We start from the raw sequence: 25,383 nt of genomic DNA on the forward strand, positions 1-25,383 counted from the left end.
GCGTTGACAGCGGGGCGCGGTCTTTCCAAGGGTGACGGGATGACCACGCCGCTGTTTCCCGCCCCAGATCTTCCGCGCCCCGACCACCCCCGACCGGACGAGGCGCTGATCGTCGACGTCCCCGGCTATGACGGGCCGCTGGACCTGCTGCTGACGCTCGCGCGGACGCAGAAGGTCGACCTGATGCAGATCAGCGTCCTGGCGCTGGCCGAACAGTATCTCGCTTTCGTGGACGAGGCGCGGACGCTGCGGATCGAACTCGCCGCCGATTACCTGGTCATGGCGGCGTGGCTGGCCTTCCTGAAATCGCGCCTGCTGCTGCCCCCCGATCCCGACGCCGAGGGTCCGTCGGCCGAGGACATGGCGGCGCATCTCGCCTTTCAGCTGGAACGGCTGAACGCGATGCGGGATTCGGCGGCGCGGTTGATGGGCCGGGCGCGGCTCGGGCAGGACCGCTTTGCCCGTGGCGCCCCGGAAACCGTCGCCCGGACCCGGACCATCCGCTGGCAGGCGGGGCTGATCGACCTGATGCAGGCCTATGCCCGGCTGCGCACCCGCGACGAATTCCGCCCCTATGCCTTCGATCGCCGCGACACCTGGACGCTGGAACAGGCGCTGGAATCGATGCGCCGGCTGATCGGCTACGCAGGCGAGTGGACGGACCTCATGCAGTTCCTGCCCGACGGCTGGTCCGGGACACCCGCGCGCCGCCGCTCGGCCACCGCCGCGACCTTTGCCGCCTCGCTGGAACTGGCCAAGCAGGGCCGCGTCGAACTGCGCCAGGCCGAGACGTTTGCGCCGATCTCGCTGAGGCTGCGGTGACCGACGAGGTGATCCCGTTTCCGCCGCCGCCGCTCGACGTGCAGGAACGCATGGTCGAGGCGCTGCTGTTCGCCAGCGCCGCGCCGATGACCCAGCGCGACCTCGCGGCGCGGATGCCCACCGGCAGCGACCCGGCCGAGGCGTTGCGGCTCCTCGGCATCCGCTATGCGGGGCGGGGGGTCGAACTGGTCCGCGTCGGCGACGCCTGGGCCTTCCGCACCGCCGCCGACCTTGGCTTCCTGATGCAGGACGAGGTCGTGGAAACCCGCCGCCTGTCCCGCGCCGCCACCGAAACCCTGGCGATCGTCGCCTATCACCAGCCCGTCACCCGCGCCGAGATCGAGGAGATCCGCGGCGTCGCCGTCAGCCGCGGAACGCTCGATCAGCTGATCGAGATGGGCTGGGTCCGCCTCGGCCGTCGCCGCCAGACTCCGGGACGGCCGGTGACCTTCGTGGTGACCGACAGCTTCCTCGACCACTTCGGCCTGGGCTCGACCCGCGACCTGCCGGGGCTGACCGAGTTGCGGGCCGCCGGCCTGCTCGATTCGCGCCCGCCGCTCGCCGATGCGCCGGGGCTTGCCGAGTCGGCCGAGGATGCCGATATTCTGCCCGGAAACGAGCCGGGGGACGACCTCTTCGGCGATTGAGGACAATGTCATGAGCCTGAACAGCATCGTCAACCAGTTCGGCCGCATCCTGACCAACCGGCTGATGAACTGGGGGATCAACAAGGGCATCGACGTCGCAAGCCGGCGCGGCAGCAAGCCGGATGCGCCGATGACCCCGCAGCAGCGCAAGCAGGCGCAGGCGAACCGCGAGGCGGTCAAGCGCGCCCGCAAGGCCGCCCAACTCGTCCGCCGGATGGGACGCTGAGCTTTTCTTCTTTGCCGAAATATCCCGGGGTGAGGCGCGGCACGCGCCGAGGGGCAGCGCCCCTGGGCGGCGTCCGCTACCGGAACTGCTTGGCCAGCTTGAGTCCCTGGCCCTGGTAATTCGACGCGATCCCGGCGCCGTAGAGGCGGTCGGGGCGCGCTGCCATCCGTTCATAGACCAGCCGCCCGACGACCTGCCCGTGTTCCAGGGCAAAGGGCGCCTCGTGGCACCGCACCTCGAGCACGCCGCGCGCCCCGCGGCCGGCGCTGCCGTGGCCGAAGCCGGGGTCGAAGAAGCCCGCGTAGTGCACCCGGAACTCTCCCACCATCGCGAGATAGGGGGACATTTCGGCGGCGTAGTCGGGCGGGATGGCGACAGCCTCGCGGCTGACGAGGATATAGAAGGCGCCGGGGTCGAGAATCAGGCGGCCGTCCCCGGTGCGCAATTCGTCCCAGAAATCGCGCGCGTCATAGGCGCCGACCCGGTCCAGGTCGATCACCCCCGTATGCGGCCGCGCCCGGTATCCCACCAGATCGCCCGCGGCGGGCCTCAGATCGACGGAAAACCCAAGGCCCTGGTCGATCAGCGGCGCGCCGTCGACCAGCGGATCGGCACCGTGCAGCGCCACCAGCTCGGCGTCGTCCAGGACCGCCTGCCCGCGCCGCAGGCGCAGCTGGTTCAGCCGCATGCCCGGGCGCACCAGCACCGAAAAACTGCGCGGGCAGATTTCCGCATATAGCGGCCCGTCATAGCCGTCGGGCAGGCGGTCGAATTCGGTGCCGTCGTCGGTGACCAGCCGGGTCAGCAGATCCAGCCGCCCGGTCGAGGATTTCGCGTTGGCCACCGCCTCGATGCCCTTCGGCAGGCTCAGCCGCTCGACCAGCGGGACCAGATAGACGCAGCCTTTTTCCAGCACCGCGCCCTGGCTGAGGTCCATGCGGTGCATCTCGAAATCCGGCAGCCGTTCTGCGACGCTGCGGCCGCGCCCGGCCAGGAACGAGGCGCGCAGCCGCGACGCCGTGGTCCCCAGCCGCAGGTCGATGCTGGCCGGCTGGATCTGGTCCGGGGACAGGTCGATCGGCGCGCGGATGGCACCAGCGTCGATCAGCTCGCGCAGGGCGCGGTCGGGAAGAACGCCGTTCACATCAACCCCCTGCGGATATGCAAACGCCCACCCCGAGGGGTGGGCGGTTCGTGTTGGTCGGGCCGGCGAGATTCGAACTCGCGGCCTTCCGCCCCCCAGACGGACGCGCTAACCAGACTGCGCCACGGCCCGACGCCGGCCATATAGAGCGAAGGCCGCGGGCAGCACAAGGGGTCGGGCCGGCGATTTCCGCGACGGGCCGCATGGGCGAAGGAAGGTAGGGGACCGGCATCCGGATCGCGGACGCTCAGGCTTCGGGCGTCGCCACTGCCGCGTGGACTTCGCGCAGCGCGGCGGCAAGCGGGCGCGCCGCAGCGGGCAGCGGCGTCTCGCGGCGCCGCAACGCGCCGGATGTGGCGCACAGCCGCGACAACCAGACGACGCGCTCGGGCGGGTCGACCGGCGTGGGTGCGGCGGCGAGCGGGGGCTCCAGGTCCGGAAACAGCGGCAGCGTGTGGGATGCGGCCTCAGCGCGGGGCGCCCGCACCCGCCGCGCCGGCCCCGGCGTCACTGATTTCGGCAAACCGGCCGAGGCGGGGGCGAGGTCGGCGTCGGGGGCCGTCACCGCGGATGGCGCTTTCGCCTGCGCGGGCAGCACGTCCTCTGCCTGCAACCCCAGCTTTTCGGCAAGCCGCAGCCTGCCGCGGGCCCGGAACGACGCGCCGCGGTCCTGGGCGATCAGTCGTCGCGCGCCGCGGATCGTCAGCCCTTCCTCGCGCAGCGCCTCGCAGATGCCGGCCGCCAGCAGCACGTCGTCCAGCCGGTAATAGCGGCGGCCGTCGGGCCGCTTGACCGGGTTGAGCGTCGGGAACTGGGTTTCCCAATACCGCAGCACATGCGTGGCCACGCTGACGAGGCGCGATACCTCGCCGATGCTGCGGAACGCGTGCGGCGACTTGGTCATGCCTGCTTGTTGCCCGCCGCGACGCGATCCTTCATCAGATGCGAGGGGCGGAACGACAGCACGCGGCGCGGGGTGATCGGAACCTCTTCGCCGGTCTTGGGATTGCGGCCGATGCGTTCGTTCTTGTCGCGCACCGAGAAGGTACCGAAGGACGAGATCTTGACCTGCTCGCCGCGCACCAGCGCGTCCGACACGTGGCCGAGCACGCTTTCGACCAGCTGGGCGCTTTCGTGGCGGGACAGGCCGACCTCACGGAACACCGCCTCGGCTAGGTCCATCCGGGTCAGGGTCTTTTCGCTCATCACGAGGCCTTTCCTTGAGGGTAGAGTTCGGCGCGCAGGTTTTTAAGTCAACCGTGGCGCGCGGACGGGGTTCCGGACAGTCGCATCAAAAACAACCGGTTCGGCGGCCGACTTGCGCGGCCGGCCGCCGCTTCCTAACTTTCCCGGACCACCGTGCGGATCACGGTGTGGGAACGGAGGCAAGGCGCATGGCCGGCGGTTGGGCGACGGACGGGGCGGTGAACGAGCAGATCGAGATCAGCACCGAGGAGGCGCTGGCCCGGGTGCGGATGCGCGCGCGAGCGGGCGGCGAGAGCCTGGCCGAATGCGCCGACTGCGGTGAGCCGATCCCCGAGGCGAGGCGGCTGGCGGTGCCCGGGGTCACGCTGTGCATCGCCTGCCAGACCGAGGCCGACCGCTCGTTCCGGCCGGCGGGCGGGATCAACCGGCGCGGGTCGAAGGACAGCCAGTTGAAGTGAGCCGGGAAGGCCCGGCGAGTCTGCCGCACGAGGCAGCGCGTGCCTCGCTGACCAGCGTCCCCAGGGCGACCTTTTGGCGGCCATCCGCGTCGAAATTGCCGCGGTCGAGCCAGCGGCGATAGGCGCGGTCCAGCCCCGGCCACTCGGCATCGGTGATCGCCCACCAGGCGGTGTCGCGGTTGCGGCCCTTGACGATCATGTGGTTGCGGAACGTCCCTTCGTAAGTGAACCCATAGCGTTCGGCGGCCCGCATCGAGGGCGCGTTCAGGTCGTTGCACTTCCACTCGACGCGCCGATAGCCCGCCTCGAAGGCCCAGCGGATCATCAGCATGATCGCCTCGGACGACTCCGGGGTGCGCTGCATCACGGGCGCGATCTGGATGTGGCCGATCTCGATCACGCCGTTGGCGCGGTCGATGCGCAGGAACGAGGCCACCCCGCCGATCCGGCCCGTCCGGTGATCCCGCATGGCGTAGAACACCGGGTCGGTCCCGGCGGCCATCGTGTCCTGCCAGCGCCGATAGCTGTCCAGGTCGTCGAACGGCCCATAGCCGAGATAGTCCCAGACCTCGTTCGCGCCGCGGTTGGCATCGAACAGGTCCGCCGCGTGGCGGGTGGCGTCGAGCCGTTCCAGCGTCACGAAGTCACCGGTAATGACCGGATCGTCCGGCGCAGGCGGTGGCTGGAACCCCGGGACCTCGGCACCTATCGCTGTGGACATCGACTGACTCCGGCGGTGGGGCGGATCGGGCGGTGCACCGCGTCACCCTGCCCCGGGCGACCATCGGGCGCTTTCTTCCGGCCCGCAAGGGGGCCTACATCGCCCCCGCCGCCAGCCGGTCCTGCACCAGCCCGCTGATCCGCGCGAGATCCGCCGCCAGCGCCCGGCCGGCGAAGTGGTCGCGGGCAAGTGCGGTCGCCGCCTCTTCCAGCGGCTCGTCGCGGGCCGACCGGGCGACCCCTGCGAGGAAACGGGCGATGTAGTCGATGGCGGTCGTGTCCGACGCCGCCGACAGCACCTCGGCCACGTGGGCGAGATCGTCGCGCAGCGCGCCGCGGTCGGGCTGGATGACGTCGGAATTGACCACCCGCAGGCCGGTCGGCTGCGCCTCGGGCGGCAGCGAGGACAGGATCAGGTGCTGGAAATGGGCAATGCTTTCGACCGGCTTGGTCAGGAACCCGTCGGCGCCCGCTTCCATCGCGGCGGCTTCGTTGTCGGGATTGCCCGACATCCCCAGCACCACCGGCACGCGCGGCCGCAGCGCCGCCATCCGGGCGATCAGCTCGGCCCCGTTCCCGTCCGGCAGGCCCATGTCGACGATCACCACCGCCGGGCGATAGGTCTGCAGGTGGCGGGCGGCCGTGCGCAGGCTGTCGGCGCGGCGAATCCGCGCACCCGAGCGCAGGCACAGCAGGCGCACCGCTTCGGACGCAAAGCGCGAATCCTCGACGACGAGCACGGTCAGTCCGGTCAGCGGGCGGCCTGGCAGGGCCGCGCGCCACAACGGCACCGCATGGTCATTGGCAGTCTGGTCGGCATCCATGGCGCTTTCCCCTCGAATCGCTCATCTCTCGAGGCTAGCGCCGCGTCCCTAACGAGCGGTTAATGGGCTTTTCCCCGGGGGCCGCCCGCTCTAAGGGATCTGAAAGCCAAGGAGACTGCCATGATCGGACGCCTGAACCACGTCGCCATCGCGGTGCCGGACCTCGAATCCGCCGCCGCGCAGTACCGGGACACGCTGGGCGCCACAGTCCGCGCGCCGCAGGACGAGCCCGATCACGGCGTCACCGTCGTCTTCATCGAACTGCCGAACACCAAGATCGAGCTGCTGTATCCGCTGGGCGAGACCAGCCCGATCCAGGGGTTCCTGGACAAGAACCCCTCAGGCGGCATCCACCACATGTGCTTCGAGGTCGAGGATATCCTGGCCGCCCGCGACACGCTCAAGGCATCGGGGGCCCGGGTGCTGGGGACCGGAGAACCGAAGATCGGCGCCCACGGCAAGCCGGTGCTGTTCCTGCATCCCAAGGACTTCAACGGCTGCCTGATCGAGCTGGAGCAGGTCTGATGTCGATCACCGGAGCGCTGGTGCTGTTCGCCACGCTGTTCTTCCTCGTCCTGTTCCTGCTGCTGCCCTGGGGCCACCGCAGCCAGGAGGAGGCCGGAGAGGTGGTGCCCGGCACCCCGGCCGGCGCGCCCGATCAGCCCATGATGACCAAGAAGGCGCTGATCGCGGCGGCGATCTCGGCGCTGCTGGTGCTGGGGATCTGGTGGGTCATCCAGCAGGGCTGGATCACTCGCGCGTGGCTGACCGAGTTCAACCGCCCCTGATCCGGCCTGTCTGGGCGCGGCGGGCGATCTCGGTCCGCGCGACGATGTGGAACAGGTGGGTAAAGGCCGCCGCGGCCAGCACCGGCACCACGATGTTCAGCACCGGCACGGTCAGCAGCAAGGCGACGCCCACGCCCAGGGCCGTGACCGCGCCCGACCGCCGGCGCCGCAGGATGTCGGCAGAGGGTCCGTCCAGATGCCGCTGGGCCGCCATTTGGAAGAACTCGCGCCCCAGCAACCAGCCATTGGCGCCATAGAACAGCACCGGCGCCAGCGGGCCGACGAAGGGCGTCAGCACCAGCACGACGATGCCCACGACAAGGACCGCGCCCAGGATCACGGCGGAATCCATCAGCCCGTCGGCAAAGTCGATGCCCTGGCCCGCGGGATAGCCGTGCGCCGCCTCGACCGTTTCGGCGACCTGTTCGGAAAACAGTCCCGCGAAGCCGGCGGCGACCGGGGCGGCGAGAAACAGGCTCATCAGCGGGAACAGCGCCAGCGAGCCCCAGGACAGCGCTTCGCCGAACTCGATCCGGCCCAGCCAGGGCACGGTGATCGCCTCGGGCCCCCAGGCGCGCAGCGCCCAGAAGGCCGCGAGTTGCAGCGCCACGAACAGGGCGAGCGTCAGCCCGATTCCCTTCGCCAGCACGCCGAAGACCCGCGGCCGCAGCAGGTCCAGCCAGCCCAGGGTCAGGGCGCGGGTCGCGGCGATCACAGGAAGCTCGTCCTGGCGGCCACGTCGGGGCGCGGGCGGTCGGGGACCTCGCCGTCGCCGCGCTGGCCGATATGGATCAGGCCGACGATGCGTTCGCCCTCACTCACGCCGAGATGGGCGCGGGCAAAGCCGTCCTCGGCGGCCGGCCCGCTGAGCCAGGCCGCGCCGTAGCCAGCGGCGAGCGCGGCGTTGACCAGCGACAGGCAGACCGCGCCGGCGGACAGGAACTGTTCCCATTCCGGGACCTTGGGGTGCGCCACCGGCGCCGACACCACCGCCACGATGAGGGGCGAGTCGAAGGCAGAGCGGGCCTTTTCCACCGCCGCCGCATCGCCGCCCCGGTCGCCGGCGTATTGCGCGAGCACGGGGGCCAGCCGGTCCAGCGTCGCGCGTTCCAGCACGATGAACCGCCAGGGTTCCAGCTTGCCGTGATCGGGCACGCGGGCGGCGAGCGTCAGCAGGTTCATCACCTCGTGCCGATCCGGCCCCGGCCCGCGCAGCATCCGCGGCGGATGCGACCGGCGATGGCGCAGGAAATAAAGCGTCTGGGGGTCGATATGCTGCATGGCGGCCTTCCGTCGGCAAACTGTCGCCTTGGCCATAGCCCGCCGCCCGGGCCAAGGAAAGCACGGCGGGTTGACCCGGCGCGGGCCCCGCCCCATCCCAGGCGCATGAGCAAGCTGCCCGATCTCACCGCCCGCGCCGTGCCGGGGCAGCGCATCGCGGTGCGCGTGACCCCGCGGGGTGGGCGTGACGCGGTGACGGTGGACGAGGCGCAGCAGGTTCATATCCGCGTGACCGCGCCGCCCGAGGACGGCAAGGCCAACGCTGCGGTGCGCAAGCTGCTGGCCAGGGCGATGGGCATCGCGCCGTCGCGGCTGACGCTGGTCGGCGGCGCCACCGCCCGCGACAAGCTGTTCCGCGTGGACTGAGCGGCTGAGGCCAGCCGGGGCCGTCAGCCGGGGGTGAGGCGATAATTCCCCTCGGGCAGGTTCAGCGCCGCGCGCAATTCGTCCAACTGCCGCAGGCTTAGCGTGACGCGGGCGACGCCGTCGCCCTGGGGCTCCATCTGTTCGACCACCACCCGGTCGTCGAAGGACAGGATCACCACGTCCTCGTGCAGCGGCCGCGCGCCCGGCTCGGCCTCGTCGACCAGGGTGATCACGGTCGCGTCGAATTCGTGTTCGATGGTGAACATGCTTTCTCCTGCCGTAGGACGCTGCACACCGGCAACAATCGCGTGAGCCCGCGGCCGCCGCAAGGGCGGCGCTTTGCAGCGGCGGCCGGGCGCTGTAGCGTGGCCACAAACGCATGGCGCGCCAACGCGCCGCAAGAGGGACGGGACGGACGATGACATCGCGCAAGGCCGCAGGGGCAAGGGGTCGGGAAATCGGGGGCGGGGCAGGGCGCGCCGCATGGCGCCGGTCCGCCCTGGTCGCGGCGACGGCGGCCGCGCTGGCCGGCTGTGCGCCCGTCGCGCCGGTCCCCGATGTCGGATCGGTCCAGGCCCCGCTGCCGGTGCCGCCGACCAACGCGCCGATACGCGCCGACACGCCCAACACGGCGCGCGGGTCGGCGATGGCCTTCGTCAGCGTGATCCGGTCGATGGAGCCCGCCGTCGAGCGGGAATGCGTCCAGCGCCGCCGCTCGCCGCTCAACTGCGATTTCCAGTTCGTCGTGGACGACCGGCCGGGGCTCGAGCCGAACGCGTTCCAGACCCTCGACAATGCCGGCCGGCCGATAATCGGCTTCACCCTGTCGCTGATCGCGGCGACGCGGAACACCGACGAGCTGGCCTTCGTCGTGGGCCACGAGGCGTCGCACCACATCCTGAACCACATCGAACAGAAATCCGGCGCGGCGACCGCCGGGGCGGTGATCCTGTCGGGGATCGCCGCGGCCTATGGCGCCGATGCGGCGTCGATCCGCGCCGCCCAGCAGATGGGGGCGCAGGTGGGGGCGCGCTATTATTCCAAGGACTGGGAACTGCAGGCCGACTATCTGGGCGCGATCGTGACCCTGAACGCCGGCTATGACCCGGTCCGCGGCGCCGAGTTCTTTGCCCGCATTCCCGATCCGGGCGACCGCGTCCTCGGGTCGCACCCGTCCCGCGCGCAGCGGCAGGCGCAGGTCGCGCAGGCGGTGGCCGACGTGGCGTCGGGCCGGGCACGCTGAACCGGGCGGCGCTCTGGGTGCGGCACTACGTCGCACCGTCCGAAAATGCGCCGCCGGACGGCTTGACGAGACTTGACGCAGCGACGCTCTCCGGGGCCTTGTGGCGCCGGCATCGGGCCGCGCCTGCGGCAGTGCCTCATTTCCTGGTTTAATTTCTTTCGCGTTGATCGGGTCGAACTCTCTCGGCCGGCGCGCCTCGCGCGTCCGGTCCGAAAAGGAGCCGTCGTGCTGGGTGTCATCCTGTGGAGCAATGCCGTCAGCCGGCAGGCGGTGATCTGGTGCGAGGATCACGGCCCGCTCGCCTACCTGGCGGGGCGGGTCGGCACCGCCGTGACCGGCGCGTGGCCCGGCGAGGGCAGCCTGGTCGAGGTCGAGACGATCACCGATGGCGGGGTGCGGCGGGTGATCCGCCTGACCCAGGTGGGGCGCGAGATCAGCCTGGCGCCCCGGCTTTTGCGCGAATGCGACGAGGCCGAACCGGAACGCCCGTCCTTCCCGACCGAATGACCGCCGCGGCCGCCGCGCCGGTCACGCCCCGCGCGACAGGGCCGCGATGCCGGTGCGGGCGACCTCGGCCAGGCCCAGCGGGCGCATCAACTCGGCGAAGGCGTCCAGCTTTTCCGACGTCCCGGTGATCTCGAAGACGAAGCTCTCCAGCGTCGAATCGACCACGTTGGCGCGGAAGATGTCGCTGATCCGCAGCGCCTCGACCCGCTTTTCGCCCGTCCCCGAGACCTTGAACAGGCCCAGCTCGCGTTCCACCGAGGCGCCCTCGACGGTCAGGTCGTGGACCTCGTGGACCGGGATGATCCGGCCCAGCTGCGCCTTGATCTGCTCGATCACCGCGGGCGTCCCGCGGGTGACCAGCGTGATCCGCGAGCGATGGCCGGTGTGGTCCACCTCGGCCACGGTCAGGCTGTCGATGTTGTAGCCGCGCCCCGAGAACAGCCCGATGACGCGGGCGAGGACGCCGCTTTCGTTGTCCACCACCACCGCCAGCGTGTGCCGTTCCTCGCCCGCCGCGTGATAGTCGCGCAGGTCATAGGCGGAATGGCTGGACGCGCCGCGTTCGATCTTCAATGCCGACATGATCGCCCCCTCAGACCAGAACCGCGCCGTCGGACTGGATGGCGGTGCCGATGTCCTCGGCCGCCTCCTGATCGCCCAGCAGCATCTCGTTGTGCGGCTTGCCCGACGGGATCATCGGGAAGCAGTTCTCATGCTTTTCGACCAGCACGTCGAGGATGAACGGCCCGTCATAGTCCATCATCTCGCGGATCGCGTCGTCGAGCTCGGCCGGGTCGCTGACCTGCCGGCCCTTGCAGCCGAAGGCCTCGGCCAGCTTGACGAAGTCCGGCAGGCTTTCGGACCAACTTTGCGAATAGCGCTCGCCATGCAGCAATTGCTGCCACTGGCGCACCATGCCCAGCCGCTCGTTGTTCAGGATGAACTGCTTGACCGGGGCGCGGAACTGAACCGCGGTGCCCATCTCCTGCATGTTCATCAGCCAGCTTGCATCGCCCGCGACGTTGATGACCAGCGCGTCCGGGTGCGCCACTTGCACGCCGACCGAGGCCGGCAGTCCGTAACCCATCGTCCCCAGCCCGCCCGAGGTCATCCAGCGGTTCGGCCCCTCGAAGCGCAGGTATTGCGCCGCCCACATCTGGTGCTGGCCGACCTCGGTGGTCACATAGCGGTCGCGGCCGGCGGTCAGCGCCTCGAGTCGCTCCATCGCGTATTGCGGCTTGATGACGCTGTCCGAGTTCCGGTAGCCGAGGCAGTTCCGCGCCCGCCACTGTTCGATCTGCGCCCACCATTGCTGGACGGCGGGGTTGGTCTTGCGGCCGCGCGATTTCCAGACCTTCAGCAGGTCTTCCAGCACATGGCCCACGTCGCCCACGATCGGCACGTCGACCCGGATCACCTTGTTGATCGACGAGGGGTCGATGTCGATATGCGCCTTGACCGAGCCGGGCGAGAAATCCGCCACCCGCCCGGTGATCCGGTCGTCGAAGCGGGCGCCGACGTTGATCATCAGATCGCAGTCGTGCATGGCCATGTTGGCCTCGTAAAGCCCGTGCATCCCCAGCATGCCCAGCCAGGACTTGCCCGAGGCGGGGTAGGCGCCCAGCCCCATCAGCGTCGAGGTGCAGGGAAAGCCCGTTGCATCGACCAGCTCGGTCAGCAGCTGGCTGGCGCCGGGGCCCGAGTTGATGACCCCGCCGCCGGTATAGAACACCGGGCGTTCCGCCTTTTCGATCAGCTCGACCAGCTGAGTGATGGCGGCGAGATCGCCCTTTTTCCGCGGCTGATAGCGCGGCGCCTCGATCTGCCGGGGGGCCAGGTAGATGCCCTCGGCGAACTGCACGTCCTTGGGGATGTCGACCAGCACCGGGCCGGGGCGACCCGAGGTGGCGACGTGGAAGGCCTTGTGGATCGTCTCGGCCAGCGCGTCGGTCTCTTTCACCAGCCAGTTGTGCTTGGTGCAGGGGCGGGTGATGCCGACGGTGTCGGCCTCCTGGAACCCGTCGGTGCCGATCATGAAGGTCGGGACCTGGCCCGACAGCACCACCAGCGGGATCGAATCCATCAGCGCATCGGTCAGCCCGGTGACGGCGTTGGTCGCCCCGGGCCCCGATGTCACCAGCACCACGCCGGGCTTGCCGGTCGCGCGGGCATAGCCCTCGGCCATGTGGACGGCGCCCTGTTCGTGGCGCACGAGGATGTGCTGGATGTCGTTCTGCTGGAAGATCTCGTCATAGATGGGCAGGACCGCGCCGCCGGGATAGCCGAATACGGTATCGACGCCCTGATCCCTCAGCGCTTCGACCACCATTCTCGCACCCGTCATGCTTCGGGACATGTCCTCGACTCCATCCATGGAAAGCTTGCGGCAGGGCAGAAAAACTGCCGCTGCACCGCCGCAAACTAGTCAGGGCGCAGGATAGGGTCAATGCGGCGCAAAGCGAAAAGTGACGCAATTCGACCGCGTCCGCGCAACATTATTGCGCGGAACACGGGGCCGGGCGGGTCACTCCTGCGGCAGGTGGATGCGGGCGACCTGTTCGACGATCGGGTCGATTGCCAGCGGGTGGGTTTCGCCCTCGTGATCCTCGGGGCAGCCGATATCCTGCCAGACGCCGCCCTTGTAGATTTCCAGCGCGTCGAAGCCGGCCTTGTAGGCCATCTTGCGGCTGCCCGGCACCCAGTAGCCCAGATAGACATAGGGCAGGCCCGCATCGCGCGCCATCTCGACATGATCGAGGATCATCCACGTCCCCAGGCTGTCGGCGATCCGGTCCGGATCGTAGAAGCTGTAGACGAGGCTCAGGCCGTCATCCAGCACGTCGGTCAGGCAGACGGCGGCCAGCGGGCCGTCGCGGCGCGCGCGACCGTCCCGGGGCGGGGCGCGATATTCGAAGACGCGGGTGCGGACGGGGGTTTCCTCCATCATCGCGGCGAATTCGAAGATATCCATGTCGGCCATGCCGCCATCGGCGTGACGATGGTCGAGATAGCGGCGGAACAGGTCGAACTGTTCCTCGGTCGCCCAGGCGCTGGTGCCGCTGCGCACGAGGACCCCGTTGCGGCGGCGGACCCGGCGCTGGCTGCGCGAGGGGGCAAAGTCGCGGACCCGGATGCGCGCCGACATGCAGGCCACGCAGCTTTCGCAGCTGGGCCGGTAGACGACGTTCTGCGAGCGCCGGAAGCCCTGCCGGGACAGGGCGTTGTTCAGCTCGCGCGCCCGGTCGCCGGTCAGCGCGGTGAACAGCTTGCGTTCGGCGCGGCCGTGCAGATACGGGCAGGGTTGCGGCGCGGTGACGTAGAACTGGGGGGCCGAGGGCAGGGTATGTCTCATCACCACCCCGGCCGAAGGGGGACCGGCGGCAACGGACCGGAAAGGGCTGCGCGATTCTGGGCCATGCGACGGGGCGGATACGGGCCAAGCTGACGGGACAGGGGAATACTTCGGCGGACCCTAGCAACAGATTTGCGGCAGGAAAAGCTTTTGATCGCGCGCGCGCACCTTGCCCTGACGTTCCCGCGACCCGTTGACGGCATCCTTGCGGCGCTTAGGCTTCGCGCATGGATTTCGCCGCCCGCATCACCACCCGCCCCGTCCCCACCGACCCCGTCCGCGGCGCCCACGCGCGGGCCGCGGTCGCCCTCTCTGATCCCGCGCTGGCCGCCCTCATCGAGGGCGCCGCCGGGGCCAGCCCCTATCTGGCCGGCCTGATCGGGGCCGAGGCGGAGTGGCTGCCCGGCGCGATCGCCCGCGACCCGGCCCCCGAGGCGCTGGTCGCCGCCGAGACGGGCGCGATGGGCGATCTGTCGGCGACCGACCTGGGCCCGGCGCTGCGGCGGGCCAAGGGGAGGGTTGCGCTTTACGCGGCGCTGGCCGACCTGGGCGGGGTCTGGGACCTCGACGCGGTGACGCTGGCCCTGACGACGCTCGCCGACCGCGCCACCGACCTGGCCCTGCGTGCCCATGTCGCCGACGAACTGCGCCGCGGCAAGATGCCGGCCCCGCGCCTCGGCGCTAACCCGGATGCAGGCGGCATCTTTGCGCTCGCGATGGGCAAGATGGGCGCGCGCGAGCTGAACTATTCCTCGGATATCGACCTGATCATCATGTATGACGACGCGGCCTATGCGCCCGAGGACCAGCACGAGATCCGCGCCAGCCTGATCCGCGCCACCCGCAAGGCCGCCGCCACGCTGTCGGAACTCACTGCGCATGGCTATGTGTTCCGCACCGATCTGCGGCTGCGGCCGGATGCCTCGGTGACGCCGGTCTGCATCTCGGCCTCGGCCGCGCTGGCCTATTACGAGGCCGAGGGCCGCAGTTGGGAGCGCGCCGCCTATATCAAGGCGCGGCCCTGCGCGGGCGATCTGGCGGCGGGGGCAAGCTTCCTGGAGGCGCTGCGCCCCTTCGTCTGGCGCCGGCACCTGGATTTCGCCACGGTCGAGGACACTCACGACATGCGCCGCCGCATCCGCGACCACAAGGGCCTGCACGGGGACATCCGGGCACCGGGCCACAACATGAAGCTGGGCCGCGGCGGCATCCGCGAGATCGAGTTCTTCGCCCAGACCCGCCAGCTGATCGCGGGCGGGCGCGACCCCGACCTGCGCTCGCCCCGCACGGTGGACGCGCTCGCCGCGCTGGCCGCCAAGGGCTGGATCCCGGACGAGGTCGCGGCGGAACTGGCCGCCCATTATGCCGAACATCGCCGGATCGAACACCGCATCCAGATGGTGAACGACGCCCAGACCCACACGCTGCCCGCCACCCCCGGGGCGATGGTGAACGTGGTCAACCTCGACGGCGCGGACGACGTGGGCGCCTGGTCGCGCCGGCTGGAGGTGCGGCTGGCGCGGGTCGAGGACCTGACCGGCGATTTCTTCGCCCCCGACGCGGCAGGCGAGGATCGCCCCGAGCTGACCCCCGAACAGGAAGCGCTGGTGGAAAGCTGGCAAAGCTATCCCGCGCTGCGGTCGCCCCGCGCCCAGCAGCTGTTTTCCCGAATCGAGCCGCGGATCCTGAACGCGCTGTTCCGGGCCGCCGATGCCGCCGACGCGCTGGGGCGGTTCGACCGCTTCCTGCGCGGCCTGCCGGCCGGGGTGCAGCTGTTTTCCATGTTCGAATCGAACCCCTCGCTGATCGACCTCGTGGGCGATATCTGCGCGACCTCGCCAGCGCTGGCCGGCTATCTCGCGCGCCACCCCGAGGTGCTGGACGCGGTGCTCGCCGGCAGCTTCTTTGCCCCCTGGCCTGGCGATCAGGGTCTGCGCGAGGCATTGTCGGAGCTGCTGGACCAGACCCTCGCCGCCCCGCAAGGTGGATACGAACGCGCGCTGGATGCCGCCCGGCGATGGGCGCATGAGTGGCAGTTCCGCATCGGCGTCCACCACCTGCGCGGGCTGATCGAGGCCGAGGAGGCCGGCCAGCACTATGCCGACGTGGCCGACGCCGCCGTGGCGGCGCTGGCCCCGGTCGTCGCGGCCGAGTTCGCCCGTCGGCACGGACCCCCGCCCGGGGCGGGGGCGGTGGTGCTGGGGATGGGCTCGCTGGGGGCGCGGCAGTTGAACGCCTCGTCGGATCTGGACCTGATCGTGATCTATGACCCGCTGGGCGCAGAGACCTCCGAGGGGCCGAAGCCGCTCGCGACGCGGTCCTATTACGCGCGGCTGACGCAGGCGCTGCTGACCGCGCTGTCCGCGCCGACGGCGACCGGGCGGCTGTTCGAGGTCGACATGCGGTTGCGCCCGTCCGGGCGGCAGGGGCCGGTCGCGACCTCGATCGAGTCCTTCCGGGCCTATCAGATGGACGAGGCCTGGACGTGGGAGCATCTCGCCCTGACCCGCGCCCGCGTGGTGGGCGTCATCCCCGGCGCCGACGCGGGCGCGGGCGGGCCGCTGGCCGCTCGGCTCGAGGCGCTGCGGGTCGAGGTGCTGGAAACCCGCGGCTCCGATCCCCGCGTCGTGCCCGACCTCGCCGACATGCGCCGGCGCATCTTTGCGGCCAAGGCTCCGGACGGGCGGTGGGAGGCCAAGGTCGGCCGCGGCCGGTTGCAGGACCTCGAGCTGCTCGCCCAGTCGCTGGCCCTGCGCACAGGATCACCCGCCCGGGGGGCCACGGCGCAGCTGCGCGCGGGCCAGCGGGCGGGGCTGGTGTCTCCGGCCGAGGCGCGGGAGCTGACCGACGCGCGGCGCTTCCTGTGGCGGTTGCAATGCAGCGGGCGGCTGCTGACCGACGGGCCGCTGGACATGGACCATCTGGGCCGTGGCGGGCAGGATTTCCTGCTGCGGGAGACCGGCGCCGACACGCTGGACGCGCTGTCCGCCCGGCTGGAGGCGACGGTCGAGGCCGCGGGCGCGATCATCGACGCGGCGACCGCCGAGCCTGCCCCGGCGGACTAGCGCGTCTCGCGCGGCCGCAGCGTCAGCCAGATCAGCGCGCTGCCGGCGAGGATCAGGAACGGCACCATCGCCATGTTCACCGCCGACCAGCCGGCCTGCGCCGTCCCGCCCGCGCAGCCCATCAGCCCGCCCGAGGACAGCGAGGCCAGGAACACTCCGCCGAACACCACGGCATCGTTCACGCCCTGGATCCGGCCCCGCTCCTCGGGGCGGTGGGCGGCGGTCAGCATCGCCGTCGCGCCGATGATGCCGAAGTTCCAGCCGACCCCCAGCAGGATCAGCGCCAGGTAGAAGCGGTCCAGCTCGACCCCGGTCAGCGCCACCCCGCCGGCCACGGCGAGGATCAGCAGGCCGGCCGCGACGACGCGGCGGGCGCCAAAGCGGGTGATCAGGTGGCCGGTGAAGAAGGCCGGGGCGAACATCGCGACGATGTGGGCCGACACCACGTTCGCGGCGTCGCCGGTGTCATAGCCGCAGCCGACCATCGCCAGCGGCGTCGAGGTCATCACCAGGTTCATCAGTGCATAGGCCACCATCGCGCAGATCATCGCGACGGCGATTTCCGGCGTGCGCAGCAGCTCGCGCAGGCTGCGCCCCCTGGGGGCGGCGGCGCTGTGGCTGGCTTGCGGCAGCACGGGGATGCGCAGCAGCGCATACAGCAGCGGCCCGATCATGTTCAGCACGATGATGGCCGCGAAGGTCATGGCGAAGGGCAAGGCGCTCGATTCCGCGGTCGTCCGCGCCATGATCGGGCCGGCGAGGGCGGAAAACAGCCCGCCGGCCTGCACCAGGCTGATCATCCGCGGCTGCAGCGCCTCGGGGGCGGTGTCGGCGGCGGCGAAGCGGTGGAAGCCCTGCGCCGACATGTAGGCGCCGATCAGCGTGCAGCCGGCGGTGAACAGCACGAAGCTGGCGGTCTGCAGGCCGATGAAGGCGATCGCCGCGCCGATTGCCGCGATGATGCAAGCCAGGGTGAAACCCGCCCGCCGCCCGTGCCGGGCCATGAAACCCGACAGGAACCGCGCCGACAGCGCCGACCCCAGCGTGACCATCGAGATCGGCAGCGTGGCGAGGCAGCGGCTGGGCGCAATCATCGCGCCTGCCAGCCCCGCGGTGATGAACACCATCGAGATCTGCGCGCCGATCAGCCCCTGCGCCGTCATCAGGACGGCGAGGTTGCGCCACGCGCGGGCGCGGTTCTGCGGGGTGTCCTCGACGGCGGCGGTCACGACGTCAGGCTCGCGGCCTCACGCGCCAGGGTTTCGATGCCGGCCCAGTCGCCGGCGCGCATCATGGCCTCAGGCGCAACCCAGCTGCCGCCCACGCACAGCACGTTCGGCAGCGCCAGGTAGTCGCGCGCGTTCTCGACCGAGACGCCTCCGGTGGGACAGAAGCCGATGCCGGGCAGCGGCCCGCCCAGCGCCTTGAGATAGGATGGCCCGCCCGCAGGGCCGGCGGGGAAGAACTTGAGCATGTCGAAGCCCATCTCGAGCGCCTGCATCGCCTCGGAGGCGGTGGCCGCGCCCGGCAGCATCGGCAGGGCGCATTTCTCGCAGGTCCCGATCAGGCTGTCGCTCATGCCGGGGGCGACGGCAAAGGTCGCGCCGGCATTGCGGGCGCGGTGGATGTCGTCGGCGCTGAGCACCGTGCCCGCCCCGACGACCGCGCCAGGCACGGTCGACATGGCGCGAATCGCGTCCAGCGCGACCGGAGTGCGCAACGTGACCTCGAGCACCGGCAGCCCGCCCGCGACCAGCGCCCGCGCCAGAGGCTGGGCATGGGCGATGTCGTCGATCACGATGACCGGGATCACCGGGGCACGGGCGCAGATGTCGCGCATGCGCGCGGATTGGCGGTCGGGGGTCATGGCGGGCCTCGTTCGCGGGATCGGCGCCAGCCTGCGCCGCGGCGACGGCGGGCGCAAGACGGTGCGACACCGCGCCGCTTGCCGCGCCCGCCTTTGCAGGCCCGCCCTCCGGGCCGCCCGTCAGCCGCCGAAGCTGCGGCCGCCGGTGCCGGTACGGGCGGTTGCGCCGGCGCCAAACCCACCGCGCTGAGACACCTGTGTGCGGGTCATCGGCGCCTTGCCGATTGTCGCTGGCGCCCGGTTGAACGTCGTCGCAGGCACCCGCCCCGCGCCCGTGTTGCTGGCGAAGGTCTGGTTGCCCGAGGGCGTCGAGAACCCGCCGGGCGTGCGCACCATCGGCTGGCTGAATACGCCGCCGCCGCGGCTGAGCATCGAGCCCATCATGTAGCCCACCAGAAGCGGCATGAAGCTGAACCCGCCGCCCTGCTGCTGCTGGGCGCCGCTTTGCGCCGGGTCGGCGCCACAGGCGCCCGCGCCGTGTTCCTGTTCGCACAACTCCCTGGATTCATAGCGGGGGGCGGTTTCCAGGTGTTCCTTTTCAGCCGCCGCGAACTGGGTCCGGCAATCGTCGGCGGTGAACCACAGCCCGTCCTTTTCGGACGCCGCGAGGCAGCTTTGCAGGTCGGGAAAGGCCTGGGCGTCGACCTTGTCATCCTCGCAGGCCGACAGCGCCATGACCGCCGTGCCGGCCAGCACCAGCGCGACGTGGCGGGACCGCTTGCGACGCGGCGAGGTCTGCGGCGGGACGCGCGGATCGGCTGATTGCATCGGATTATCCTTCGATGAAATGCGGCTTGAAGCGGGACAGGTTGTGGGTGATGCGGTCGCGGTCCTCGCGCACGCCAAGCCCGACGCAGCTTTCCCCCACGATCCACGCGCCCAGCACCGGATGGAAGCCGTCGAACACCGGCAGGGGCGCCAACGCCTGCACGACCATCGCGTGATGGGAATAGCTGTCGTCGGGCGCGCGGCCGGTCTCGCGGCCGGCCTCGGTGATGACGACGCCGGCGCCTTCGCGCGAAAAGATCGGCTTGGTGACATGGCCGCGGGCCAGCGCCGGTTCCGCCTCGGCGATGGCGGCGGCATGCGGGGTCGGCTCGCCGCGGCGGGCAGCCTGAACGTCGCTGGCGAAGAACGCCGGCAGCAGGTTGGGGTGGCCGGGGAACAGGTGCCACAGCAGCGGCAGCAGGCCCTTGTTCGACAGCACCGCCTTCCACGGCGGCTCGATGAAGCGGGTCTGCGAGGGCTGGAGATGGGCCGCGAAGTCGTCGCGCAGCATGTCCTCCCACGGATACAGCTTGAAGAGCGTGCCGATGACCCGGTCCTTGTCGTCGGTCAGCTGCCCCTCGTCGCTGACCCCGATCTCGGACAGGGCGGTGAAATGCGCTCCGAGGCCCGCCTCGCGCGCGGCCCAGGCCAGCGCCTCGACGGTGGCGTAATCCTCGGGGTTGTCGCGGTCGGCGGCGAAATGGACGTCCTCGCCCGGCGCGCAGATCTGCGCCCAGCGTTCCACCAGCGCCTCGTGGATGCGGTTGAACTGGTCGCTGTGCGGTGACAGCACGCCGGCATCGCGGCTTTCCTCGAACCACAGCCACTGGAACGAGGCGGATTCGTAAAGCGAGGTCGGCGTGTCGGCGTTGTATTCCAGCAGCTTCGCGGGGCCGCTGCCGTCATAGGCGAGGTCAAAGCGGCCATACAGCTCGGGTTCGCCATTCGCCCAGCTGCGCTCGACGAAGTCCCAATAGGGGCGGGGGATGTCCAGCCGCGTCAGCCATTCCTCGGAGGTGACGGCGTGGGCCACCGCCTCGCGGCACATGGCATGCAGCTCGGTCGCCGGGTCCTCGATGTCGTTCTCGATCTCGCGCAGGGTGAAGCAATAGGCCGAGGTTTCGTCCCAATAGGGCTCGCCGCCCATGTCGGCGAAGGTAAAGCCCAGCTCGGCCGCACGGTCGCGCCAGCCGGGGCGTTCGGGAAGAGATTTTTTCTGCATCTGGAGCGGCCCTGCGACGTCGGTTGGCCTTGCATGTGGCAAGCGCGACGCGGCGATGCAAGGGCGGCGATTCGGATGCGCAGGGGGGGAACGGCGCGACTTTGGCCTGCGGCCCGATGCGTTGACGTGGGGTTCGGACGCGACGCTCTTGCACCGACGGAGCTGGCTGGCTGGGACTGCTGGGGTGAATACGGCGCGATAACGGGGGCTTGGCGGGACCGTCGCTGCGGCCGGGAAGTGGTTAACAATGTTCTAACCGATAGCGCGACCCAATGCGGCGTCGGGCAACTGGCGGTTGTGTCGGGGCTAATGGCCGCTGCCCGGTTTTTCCGTCAGCGCGCCGCGGCGCGATCGGGCCTGACCCTCGCAAACCTTGAGGCTTTGATGCAGTCACGCATTGCCGCCAGCTTGAAAAGCTGGCTCGATACCGATCCGCCGCCCGCGGCAGAAACCGGGCTGCGCTTCGGCTACGGCCCCTCGGCCTCCGACCTGCTGGAGGACGTGAGAGCCGCCGCCCTTCACCCCCCGCAGGCAACCCAGGCCGAGGCGCGGCAGTTCCACATCGACTATAACGCCGGCGTCGGGCTGGAGCCCAAATTCTGGCGCGAGGCCGCGCTGGACTTTCGCCGCGGCGCCATCCGTCGCCGCATCGCGCTGGCGCTGACCTCTCCGGTCGGGTTCGGCGAGCGGGTGTTTTCCTTCTGGGCGGATCACTTCACGACCACGCCGAAATCCTATCAGGCGATGCCGCTGCAGGTCAGTCTGACCGACGAGGCGATCCGCCCGCATGTCGCGGGGCGCTTCGTGGACATGCTGAAGGCGGTCACGCTGCACCCGATGATGCTGATCTACCTGGATCAGAACCTGTCGGTGGGTGACCACTCTGTCTATGCGGCGGGCCGCACGGATAGCGGGCTGAACGAGAACCTTGGCCGCGAGCTGCTGGAACTGCACACGGTGGGGCTGGACGGCCCCTATGACCAGAACGATGTCCGCGAAACCGCCAACCTGCTGGCGGGGCTGATCTATCGGACCGGCCAGGGCACCATCTATGACGTCAGGCGCGCCGAGCCGGGGACCGAGACCATCCTCGGCGTGGATTATCCCGAGGACAGCGTTGCCGAGATTCACCGGCTGCTGGACAACCTCGCCGCGCATCCCGCCACGGCGCTGCACCTGGCGCGCAAGCTGGCGGTGCATTTCGTGGCCGACACGCCGCCGCAATCGCTGATCGATCGCATGGCCGAGGCCTATCTGGACAGCGCCGGCGACCTGACGGCGATGTACGAGGTGCTCACCGGCTCGATCGTCAACCGCAGCCCGGTGCCGCAAAAGCTGCGTCAGCCGCTGGAATGGATCATCGCCTGCCTGCGGGCGCTGGGTGTGTCGGGCGCCGATGTCGCGGCGCTGCCGGCCGATCTGTTCAACCGGGTCATCGTCGATTCGCTGGGTGCGATGGGCCAGCCCTTCGACCAGTGCGCCGGGCCCGACGGCTGGCCCGAACACGAGGACGAATGGCTCGCCCCGAACCTGATCGCCGCGCGGCTGGTCTGGGCGCGCAGCGCCCCGGAACAGATCCTGGCGGCGCTGGGTCGCCAGATCCCCGATCCCGCCTTGCTGATCGCGCGGCATTTTCCCCGGCCCTGCGGCCCGATGGTGACCTGGTCGCCGCGCGCCGAGACGGTCCAGTTCGGCGTCGCCAGCGTCCTGTGCGCGCCCGAGTTCCTGAGGAGATAACACGATGGACAATCACATCACCTGCGAAGGCGGTCTCGGCGACGATCTGGTGCATGTCGCCACCGCGCCGGGCGAGGCGCGGCTGGTCGTCATCAACCTGCGCGGCGCGATGGACGGGCTGGACGCGGTCCAGCCCTATGGCGATCCCGCGTTGCGCGCGCTGCGCGGCCCGGACCTGTCGGTCGGTCCCGAGGGCGGCGCGTTCGACCTGGACGGATTCTTCGCGCTGCACCCGGCGCTGGAAACCCTGATGCCGCTGTGGCGGGCCGGGCAGTTGTCCTTCATCCACGCCGTCTCGACCCCCTATCGCGACAGGCGCAGCCATTTCGACGGTCAGGACCTGCTGGCCACCGGCAGCGCCAATCGCGACCGGCCGGACCTCGACGACCGCAGCGGCTTCCTGAACCGGCTGGTCGCCTGCATTCCCGGCGCGACGCTGCAGCTCGCCTGGTCCAGCGGCGCGATGCGGCCGTTGATCGCCAACGGGCCGGCGCCGTTTTCCAACTGGTCGCCGACGACCCAACTGGGCCTGACCGAGGCCGATATCGGCCTGTTGCGCCACGTCTATGGCGCCGATTCGGGCTTTGCGCTGGCGCTGGAAAGCGCGGTGCTGTCCGAGGCGGCGCAGGGCGGCAAGACCGCCGCGCGGTCGGATGCGGCCTTCGTGGCCCGGCAGCTTGTGGCCGAGGCGCGGATCGCGACCTTCTCGATCGACGGCTGGGACACCCATGCCGGGCAGGCCGGGATCATCGCCGGCCGCTTCCGCCAGCTGGCGCAGGCGATCCTGACGCTGCGCGACGGGCTGGGCCCGGTCTGGGACAAGACCGTGGTGGTCGTGGTGACCGAGTTCGGACGGACCGCCCGGGCCAACGGCACCGGCGGCACCGATCACGGGACCGGCGGCGTGGCGTTCCTCGCCGGCGGTGCGGTGCGCGGCGGCAAGGTGCACGGGCGCTGGCCGGGGCTGACGGACCTGTATGCCGGCCGCGACCTCATGCCCACGGCCGATGTGCGGGACTATCTGGCCGCCATCTGCCACGCGCATATGGGGGTGCCGGCGGACCTGCTGTCGAACTTCGTGTTCCCGGGCGCGTCGGTGGCCTGCGGGCTGGTCGCCGCGTGAACTGGGCCGGGGCGAGGCGCGGACGCCCTCGCCCCGGTTTGCAGGGTGCCTCGGGCAGGGGGCTGCGGAGTTAACGACGACTTCGCGGCGCGCCGCTGGCGGTTCGGCGTGACGGCCGCTCCCGGTCTAGCGGCGCACGTCCGCGGCCGGTCGCGGGCTTGGGCGGCGTGGTCGCTGCGCGCTGCGATCTGACCGGCTTGTGAGCGTAGCTCTGCTACCCGCAGTGACATTCCGTGACCGCGGCCCGAGGCGCCGTTCGTGACGGCTGACCTGACCGATTGGACAGGTCGTGCCCGCCTCGCGCCGCGCGTTGGGCTCTGTCGTCGTTCACGGAAGTGCCCTTGGCTACCGGCCATAACAGATGAGAGTTTCGCCGCAACGGGGCCGGAGGTTGCGCCGCTCGACGGCGTACCGCTCGCTGCCCGCGGTGGGTGAAACTCCCAGTGCGGCATTGGAGCAGCTGAACCGCCACCTACGGCAAGTCACACGCGAGTCGCAGCTTTCCGGCGCTCTCGGCGGCCTGCGGCGTGCCATCATACGCAAGTCCGCGAATGTGCGCCTGCCGTGCCTCGCCGGTGCATCTCGCCGGACTGCGGGCTCTCGCCCCCGGTGCCATAGTTCGCCCTCAGCGACGCGCCCTCAGCGGCCCGCCTTAGCCGGCCGCGGCAGGTTCCTTCTTCGCCATCTCGGCGTGGATCTGGAGAGGCTTGGCGGCAGGGTTGTCCACCGCCTCCTCATTCACCACCACCTCGGTCACGCTGTCCAGGCCGGGCAGTTCGAACATGGAATCCAGCAGGATATCCTCCATGATCGAGCGCAGGCCGCGGGCCCCGGTCTTGCGCTTGATGGCGCGCCGGGCAATCGCCTTCAGCGCATCGTCGGTGAAGGTCAGCTTGACGTCTTCCAAGTCGAACAGCCGCTGGTACTGCTTCACCAGCGCGTTCTTGGGCGCGGTCAGGATGGTGATCAGCGCCTCTTCGTCCAGGTCGGTGAGGGTGGCGATCACCGGCAGGCGGCCGACGAATTCCGGGATCAGCCCGAATTTCAGCAGGTCCTCGGGCTCCAGCTCCTTGAACAGTTCGCCCACGCCGCGGTCGTCGTTTTCCTTGACCGAGGCGCCAAAGCCGATCGCCGTGCCCTTGTTGCGCTGGGCGATGATCCGGTCCAGCCCGGCGAAGGCGCCGCCGCAGATGAACAGGATGTTGGTGGTGTCCACCTGCAGGAATTCCTGCTGCGGATGCTTGCGGCCGCCCTGCGGGGGGACGCTGGCGACCGTACCCTCCATGATCTTCAGCAGCGCCTGCTGCACCCCTTCGCCCGACACGTCGCGGGTGATCGAGGGGTTGTCCGACTTGCGGGTGATCTTGTCGACCTCGTCGATATAGACGATGCCGCGCTGGGCACGTTCGACGTTGTATTCGCTGGCCTGCAGGAGCTTGAGGATGATGTTTTCCACATCCTCGCCGACATAGCCGGCCTCGGTCAGCGTGGTCGCGTCGGCCATGGTGAACGGCACGTCGAGGATACGCGCCAGCGTCTGCGCCAGCAGCGTCTTGCCGCAGCCGGTCGGGCCGATCAGCAGGATGTTGGACTTGGCCAGCTCGATGTCGGTCTTCGAGGAATGGTTCAGCCGCTTGTAGTGGTTGTGGACCGCGACCGACAGCACGCGCTTGGCGTGTTCCTGCCCGATCACGTAGTCGTCCAGCACCGCCATGATCTCGCGCGGGGTCGGCACGCCGTCGCCGGATTTCAGCCCCGAGGTCTTGGTCTCCTCGCGGATGATGTCCATGCACAGCTCGACGCATTCGTCGCAGATGAACACGGTCGGGCCGGCAATGAGCTTGCGGACCTCGTGCTGGCTCTTGCCGCAGAAGCTGCAGTAGAGCGTGTTCTTGCTGTCGCCGCCGGGCTGGTTCGCCATCGTCGTCATCCTTGCCTTTCAGAAGTCCCCCGGCCGGCGGACCGGCAAGGGGGGGCGGCAATGCCGCCCATCGGGCGGCGTCGCGTCCGCCCATGT

28 protein-coding genes and 1 tRNA gene are annotated in these 25,383 nt (G+C 70.2%); 12 read left to right on the plus strand and 17 right to left on the minus strand.

Annotation, left to right across the window (positions count from 1 at the left end; genetic code table 11):
• Nucleotides 1–39: 39 nt before the first annotated feature.
• From IC63_RS00370 to IC63_RS00380, 3 genes are read left to right on the plus strand one after another with little or no spacing between them, the layout of a single operon-like run.
• Complete coding sequence (locus IC63_RS00370) at nucleotides 40–822, plus strand: segregation and condensation protein A (protein WP_036715874.1); 783 nt, start codon at nucleotides 40–42, stop codon at nucleotides 820–822.
• On the plus strand, nucleotides 819–1,469 hold the full coding sequence (gene scpB, locus IC63_RS00375) for an SMC-Scp complex subunit ScpB (protein ID WP_036715876.1): 651 nt from the start codon (nucleotides 819–821) through the stop codon (nucleotides 1,467–1,469). The genes IC63_RS00370 and scpB overlap by 4 nt, the downstream gene beginning before the upstream one ends.
• Before the next feature lie 10 nt (nucleotides 1,470–1,479).
• Nucleotides 1,480–1,695 (plus strand): hypothetical protein, encoded by a 216-nt coding sequence (locus tag IC63_RS00380; RefSeq protein ID WP_036715877.1) that lies wholly within the window; start codon nucleotides 1,480–1,482, stop codon nucleotides 1,693–1,695.
• A gap of 76 nt (nucleotides 1,696–1,771) precedes the next feature.
• Here IC63_RS00380 and IC63_RS00385 read toward each other — a convergent pair whose 3' ends face one another.
• From IC63_RS00385 to ihfA, 4 genes are all read right to left on the minus strand, one after another.
• Nucleotides 1,772–2,839 carry a 2'-deoxycytidine 5'-triphosphate deaminase gene (locus IC63_RS00385; protein WP_036715879.1) on the minus strand — a complete coding sequence of 356 codons (1,068 nt, stop codon included), beginning with the start codon at nucleotides 2,837–2,839 and terminating at the stop codon, nucleotides 1,772–1,774.
• 54 nt (nucleotides 2,840–2,893) lie between these two features.
• Nucleotides 2,894–2,971 (minus strand) — tRNA-Pro (locus IC63_RS00390).
• 115 nt (nucleotides 2,972–3,086) lie between these two features.
• Nucleotides 3,087–3,743, minus strand: a complete 657-nt coding sequence (locus IC63_RS00395; protein ID WP_036715881.1) for a MerR family transcriptional regulator — start codon at nucleotides 3,741–3,743, stop codon at nucleotides 3,087–3,089.
• A complete protein-coding gene (gene ihfA / locus IC63_RS00400; RefSeq protein ID WP_036715884.1) occupies nucleotides 3,740–4,045 on the minus strand; it encodes an integration host factor subunit alpha in 306 nt (101 codons plus the stop codon). The genes IC63_RS00395 and ihfA overlap by 4 nt, the downstream gene beginning before the upstream one ends.
• 188 nt (nucleotides 4,046–4,233) lie before the next feature.
• Between ihfA and IC63_RS00405 the strand changes: the two genes are divergently transcribed.
• Entirely contained in the window at nucleotides 4,234–4,503 is a 270-nt protein-coding gene (locus tag IC63_RS00405) for a DksA/TraR family C4-type zinc finger protein (protein ID WP_036715885.1), read from the plus strand.
• Here IC63_RS00405 and IC63_RS00410 read toward each other — a convergent pair.
• Both IC63_RS00410 and IC63_RS00415 read right to left on the minus strand, forming a co-directional pair.
• Nucleotides 4,466–5,224 carry a GNAT family N-acetyltransferase gene (locus IC63_RS00410; protein WP_084115285.1) on the minus strand — a complete coding sequence of 253 codons (759 nt, stop codon included), beginning with the start codon at nucleotides 5,222–5,224 and terminating at the stop codon, nucleotides 4,466–4,468. The two genes, IC63_RS00405 and IC63_RS00410, sit on opposite strands and share 38 nt — an antisense overlap.
• Nucleotides 5,225–5,318: 94 nt before the next feature.
• Complete coding sequence (locus tag IC63_RS00415) at nucleotides 5,319–6,047, minus strand: response regulator (RefSeq protein WP_084115287.1); 729 nt, start codon at nucleotides 6,045–6,047, stop codon at nucleotides 5,319–5,321.
• A gap of 120 nt (nucleotides 6,048–6,167) precedes the next feature.
• On the opposite strand from IC63_RS00415, the gene mce reads away from it, so the two are divergent.
• Together mce and IC63_RS00425 are read left to right on the plus strand one after the other, a co-directional pair.
• Complete coding sequence (mce, locus tag IC63_RS00420; RefSeq protein WP_036715886.1) at nucleotides 6,168–6,572, plus strand: methylmalonyl-CoA epimerase; 405 nt, start codon at nucleotides 6,168–6,170, stop codon at nucleotides 6,570–6,572.
• Nucleotides 6,572–6,835: a DUF1467 family protein gene (locus IC63_RS00425; RefSeq protein WP_036715887.1), complete on the plus strand. Its 264-nt coding sequence runs from the start codon at nucleotides 6,572–6,574 to the stop codon at nucleotides 6,833–6,835. Before mce ends, IC63_RS00425 begins: the two co-directional genes overlap by 1 nt.
• Here IC63_RS00425 and IC63_RS00430 read toward each other — a convergent pair.
• Entirely contained in the window at nucleotides 6,822–7,550 is a 729-nt protein-coding gene (locus tag IC63_RS00430; protein ID WP_232222458.1) for an EI24 domain-containing protein, read from the minus strand. The genes IC63_RS00425 and IC63_RS00430 overlap by 14 nt on opposite strands.
• Nucleotides 7,547–8,116, minus strand: coding sequence for a nitroreductase family protein (locus IC63_RS00435; RefSeq protein ID WP_036715888.1), 570 nt, complete (start codon nucleotides 8,114–8,116; stop codon nucleotides 7,547–7,549). The genes IC63_RS00430 and IC63_RS00435 overlap by 4 nt, the downstream gene beginning before the upstream one ends.
• A gap of 105 nt (nucleotides 8,117–8,221) precedes the next feature.
• On the opposite strand from IC63_RS00435, the gene IC63_RS00440 reads away from it, so the two are divergent.
• The gene (locus IC63_RS00440; protein WP_036715890.1) at nucleotides 8,222–8,482 is read left to right on the plus strand and encodes a DUF167 domain-containing protein; all 261 of its coding nucleotides are present in this window, start codon (nucleotides 8,222–8,224) and stop codon (nucleotides 8,480–8,482) included.
• A 23-nt stretch (nucleotides 8,483–8,505) separates the two neighbouring features.
• Here the strand turns inward: IC63_RS00440 and IC63_RS00445 are convergent, their stop codons facing one another.
• On the minus strand, nucleotides 8,506–8,748 hold the full coding sequence (locus tag IC63_RS00445) for a hypothetical protein (protein WP_036715893.1): 243 nt from the start codon (nucleotides 8,746–8,748) through the stop codon (nucleotides 8,506–8,508).
• Nucleotides 8,749–8,900: 152 nt separating this feature from the next.
• On the opposite strand from IC63_RS00445, the gene IC63_RS00450 reads away from it, so the two are divergent.
• Entirely contained in the window at nucleotides 8,901–9,725 is an 825-nt protein-coding gene (locus tag IC63_RS00450; protein WP_052041741.1) for a M48 family metalloprotease, read from the plus strand.
• Nucleotides 9,726–9,950: 225 nt separating this feature from the next.
• Complete coding sequence (locus IC63_RS00455; RefSeq protein WP_036715895.1) at nucleotides 9,951–10,232, plus strand: hypothetical protein; 282 nt, start codon at nucleotides 9,951–9,953, stop codon at nucleotides 10,230–10,232.
• Nucleotides 10,233–10,253: 21 nt separating this feature from the next.
• On the opposite strand, the gene ilvN is transcribed toward IC63_RS00455, so the two are convergent.
• The 3 genes from ilvN to IC63_RS00470 form a co-directional block, all read right to left on the minus strand.
• Nucleotides 10,254–10,814 (minus strand): acetolactate synthase small subunit, encoded by a 561-nt coding sequence (gene ilvN / locus IC63_RS00460; RefSeq protein WP_036715898.1) that lies wholly within the window; start codon nucleotides 10,812–10,814, stop codon nucleotides 10,254–10,256.
• Between the two features lie 10 nt (nucleotides 10,815–10,824).
• Nucleotides 10,825–12,588, minus strand: a complete 1,764-nt coding sequence (locus IC63_RS00465) for an acetolactate synthase 3 large subunit (protein ID WP_036716115.1) — start codon at nucleotides 12,586–12,588, stop codon at nucleotides 10,825–10,827.
• 168 nt (nucleotides 12,589–12,756) lie between these two features.
• A complete protein-coding gene (locus IC63_RS00470) occupies nucleotides 12,757–13,584 on the minus strand; it encodes an arginyltransferase (protein WP_036715900.1) in 828 nt (275 codons plus the stop codon).
• Between the two features lie 227 nt (nucleotides 13,585–13,811).
• On the opposite strand from IC63_RS00470, the gene IC63_RS00475 reads away from it, so the two are divergent.
• On the plus strand, nucleotides 13,812–16,649 hold the full coding sequence (locus IC63_RS00475) for a [protein-PII] uridylyltransferase family protein (RefSeq protein ID WP_036715902.1): 2,838 nt from the start codon (nucleotides 13,812–13,814) through the stop codon (nucleotides 16,647–16,649).
• On the opposite strand, the gene IC63_RS00480 is transcribed toward IC63_RS00475, so the two are convergent.
• From IC63_RS00480 to IC63_RS00495, 4 genes are all read right to left on the minus strand, one after another.
• Complete coding sequence (locus IC63_RS00480; RefSeq protein WP_084115330.1) at nucleotides 16,646–17,812, minus strand: MFS transporter; 1,167 nt, start codon at nucleotides 17,810–17,812, stop codon at nucleotides 16,646–16,648. The two genes, IC63_RS00475 and IC63_RS00480, sit on opposite strands and share 4 nt — an antisense overlap.
• Before the next feature lie 62 nt (nucleotides 17,813–17,874).
• The gene (locus IC63_RS00485; RefSeq protein ID WP_036715904.1) at nucleotides 17,875–18,516 is read right to left on the minus strand and encodes a bifunctional 4-hydroxy-2-oxoglutarate aldolase/2-dehydro-3-deoxy-phosphogluconate aldolase; all 642 of its coding nucleotides are present in this window, start codon (nucleotides 18,514–18,516) and stop codon (nucleotides 17,875–17,877) included.
• 120 nt (nucleotides 18,517–18,636) lie between these two features.
• Nucleotides 18,637–19,284 carry a DUF1190 domain-containing protein gene (locus IC63_RS00490; RefSeq protein ID WP_052041742.1) on the minus strand — a complete coding sequence of 216 codons (648 nt, stop codon included), beginning with the start codon at nucleotides 19,282–19,284 and terminating at the stop codon, nucleotides 18,637–18,639.
• Nucleotides 19,285–19,288: 4 nt separating this feature from the next.
• On the minus strand, nucleotides 19,289–20,506 hold the full coding sequence (locus tag IC63_RS00495; RefSeq protein WP_036715906.1) for a glutathionylspermidine synthase family protein: 1,218 nt from the start codon (nucleotides 20,504–20,506) through the stop codon (nucleotides 19,289–19,291).
• 309 nt (nucleotides 20,507–20,815) lie between these two features.
• Between IC63_RS00495 and IC63_RS00500 the strand changes: the two genes are divergently transcribed.
• Together IC63_RS00500 and IC63_RS00505 are read left to right on the plus strand one after the other, a co-directional pair.
• Nucleotides 20,816–22,243 (plus strand): DUF1800 domain-containing protein, encoded by a 1,428-nt coding sequence (locus IC63_RS00500; RefSeq protein ID WP_052041743.1) that lies wholly within the window; start codon nucleotides 20,816–20,818, stop codon nucleotides 22,241–22,243.
• Nucleotides 22,244–22,247: 4 nt separating this feature from the next.
• Entirely contained in the window at nucleotides 22,248–23,366 is a 1,119-nt protein-coding gene (locus IC63_RS00505; RefSeq protein ID WP_052041744.1) for a DUF1501 domain-containing protein, read from the plus strand.
• 652 nt (nucleotides 23,367–24,018) lie between these two features.
• On the opposite strand, the gene clpX is transcribed toward IC63_RS00505, so the two are convergent.
• The gene (gene clpX, locus IC63_RS00510; protein WP_036716122.1) at nucleotides 24,019–25,287 is read right to left on the minus strand and encodes an ATP-dependent Clp protease ATP-binding subunit ClpX; all 1,269 of its coding nucleotides are present in this window, start codon (nucleotides 25,285–25,287) and stop codon (nucleotides 24,019–24,021) included.
• Between the last annotated feature and the right edge of the window lie 96 nt (nucleotides 25,288–25,383).

It is taken from the genome of Paracoccus sphaerophysae (assembly GCF_000763805.1).
GTDB lineage: Bacteria > Pseudomonadota > Alphaproteobacteria > Rhodobacterales > Rhodobacteraceae > Paracoccus > Paracoccus sphaerophysae.

Bases quoted from the DNA above. Each gene is read 5' to 3' on its own strand.
- IC63_RS00405 (WP_036715885.1), top strand. From the start codon at position 4,234: ATGGCCGGCGGTTGGGCGACGGACGGGGCGGTGAACGAGCAGATCGAG.
- IC63_RS00410 (WP_084115285.1), bottom strand. From the start codon at position 5,224: ATGTCCACAGCGATAGGTGCCGAGGTCCCGGGGTTCCAGCCACCGCCT.
- clpX (WP_036716122.1), bottom strand. From the start codon at position 25,287: ATGGCGAACCAGCCCGGCGGCGACAGCAAGAACACGCTCTACTGCAGC.
- ihfA (WP_036715884.1), bottom strand. From the start codon at position 4,045: ATGAGCGAAAAGACCCTGACCCGGATGGACCTAGCCGAGGCGGTGTTC.
- IC63_RS00425 (WP_036715887.1), top strand. From the start codon at position 6,572: ATGTCGATCACCGGAGCGCTGGTGCTGTTCGCCACGCTGTTCTTCCTC.
- IC63_RS00440 (WP_036715890.1), top strand. From the start codon at position 8,222: ATGAGCAAGCTGCCCGATCTCACCGCCCGCGCCGTGCCGGGGCAGCGC.
- IC63_RS00380 (WP_036715877.1), top strand. From the start codon at position 1,480: ATGAGCCTGAACAGCATCGTCAACCAGTTCGGCCGCATCCTGACCAAC.
- IC63_RS00445 (WP_036715893.1), bottom strand. From the start codon at position 8,748: ATGTTCACCATCGAACACGAATTCGACGCGACCGTGATCACCCTGGTC.
- IC63_RS00450 (WP_052041741.1), top strand. From the start codon at position 8,901: ATGACATCGCGCAAGGCCGCAGGGGCAAGGGGTCGGGAAATCGGGGGC.
- IC63_RS00495 (WP_036715906.1), bottom strand. From the start codon at position 20,506: ATGCAGAAAAAATCTCTTCCCGAACGCCCCGGCTGGCGCGACCGTGCG.
- mce (WP_036715886.1), top strand. From the start codon at position 6,168: ATGATCGGACGCCTGAACCACGTCGCCATCGCGGTGCCGGACCTCGAA.
- ilvN (WP_036715898.1), bottom strand. From the start codon at position 10,814: ATGTCGGCATTGAAGATCGAACGCGGCGCGTCCAGCCATTCCGCCTAT.
- IC63_RS00485 (WP_036715904.1), bottom strand. From the start codon at position 18,516: ATGACCCCCGACCGCCAATCCGCGCGCATGCGCGACATCTGCGCCCGT.
- IC63_RS00500 (WP_052041743.1), top strand. From the start codon at position 20,816: ATGGCCGCTGCCCGGTTTTTCCGTCAGCGCGCCGCGGCGCGATCGGGC.
- IC63_RS00395 (WP_036715881.1), bottom strand. From the start codon at position 3,743: ATGACCAAGTCGCCGCACGCGTTCCGCAGCATCGGCGAGGTATCGCGC.
- IC63_RS00505 (WP_052041744.1), top strand. From the start codon at position 22,248: ATGGACAATCACATCACCTGCGAAGGCGGTCTCGGCGACGATCTGGTG.
- IC63_RS00370 (WP_036715874.1), top strand. From the start codon at position 40: ATGACCACGCCGCTGTTTCCCGCCCCAGATCTTCCGCGCCCCGACCAC.
- IC63_RS00470 (WP_036715900.1), bottom strand. From the start codon at position 13,584: ATGAGACATACCCTGCCCTCGGCCCCCCAGTTCTACGTCACCGCGCCG.
- IC63_RS00435 (WP_036715888.1), bottom strand. From the start codon at position 8,116: ATGCAGCATATCGACCCCCAGACGCTTTATTTCCTGCGCCATCGCCGG.
- IC63_RS00475 (WP_036715902.1), top strand. From the start codon at position 13,812: ATGGATTTCGCCGCCCGCATCACCACCCGCCCCGTCCCCACCGACCCC.
- IC63_RS00465 (WP_036716115.1), bottom strand. From the start codon at position 12,588: ATGTCCCGAAGCATGACGGGTGCGAGAATGGTGGTCGAAGCGCTGAGG.
- IC63_RS00480 (WP_084115330.1), bottom strand. From the start codon at position 17,812: ATGACGGCGCAGGGGCTGATCGGCGCGCAGATCTCGATGGTGTTCATC.
- IC63_RS00490 (WP_052041742.1), bottom strand. From the start codon at position 19,284: ATGCAATCAGCCGATCCGCGCGTCCCGCCGCAGACCTCGCCGCGTCGC.
- IC63_RS00415 (WP_084115287.1), bottom strand. From the start codon at position 6,047: ATGGATGCCGACCAGACTGCCAATGACCATGCGGTGCCGTTGTGGCGC.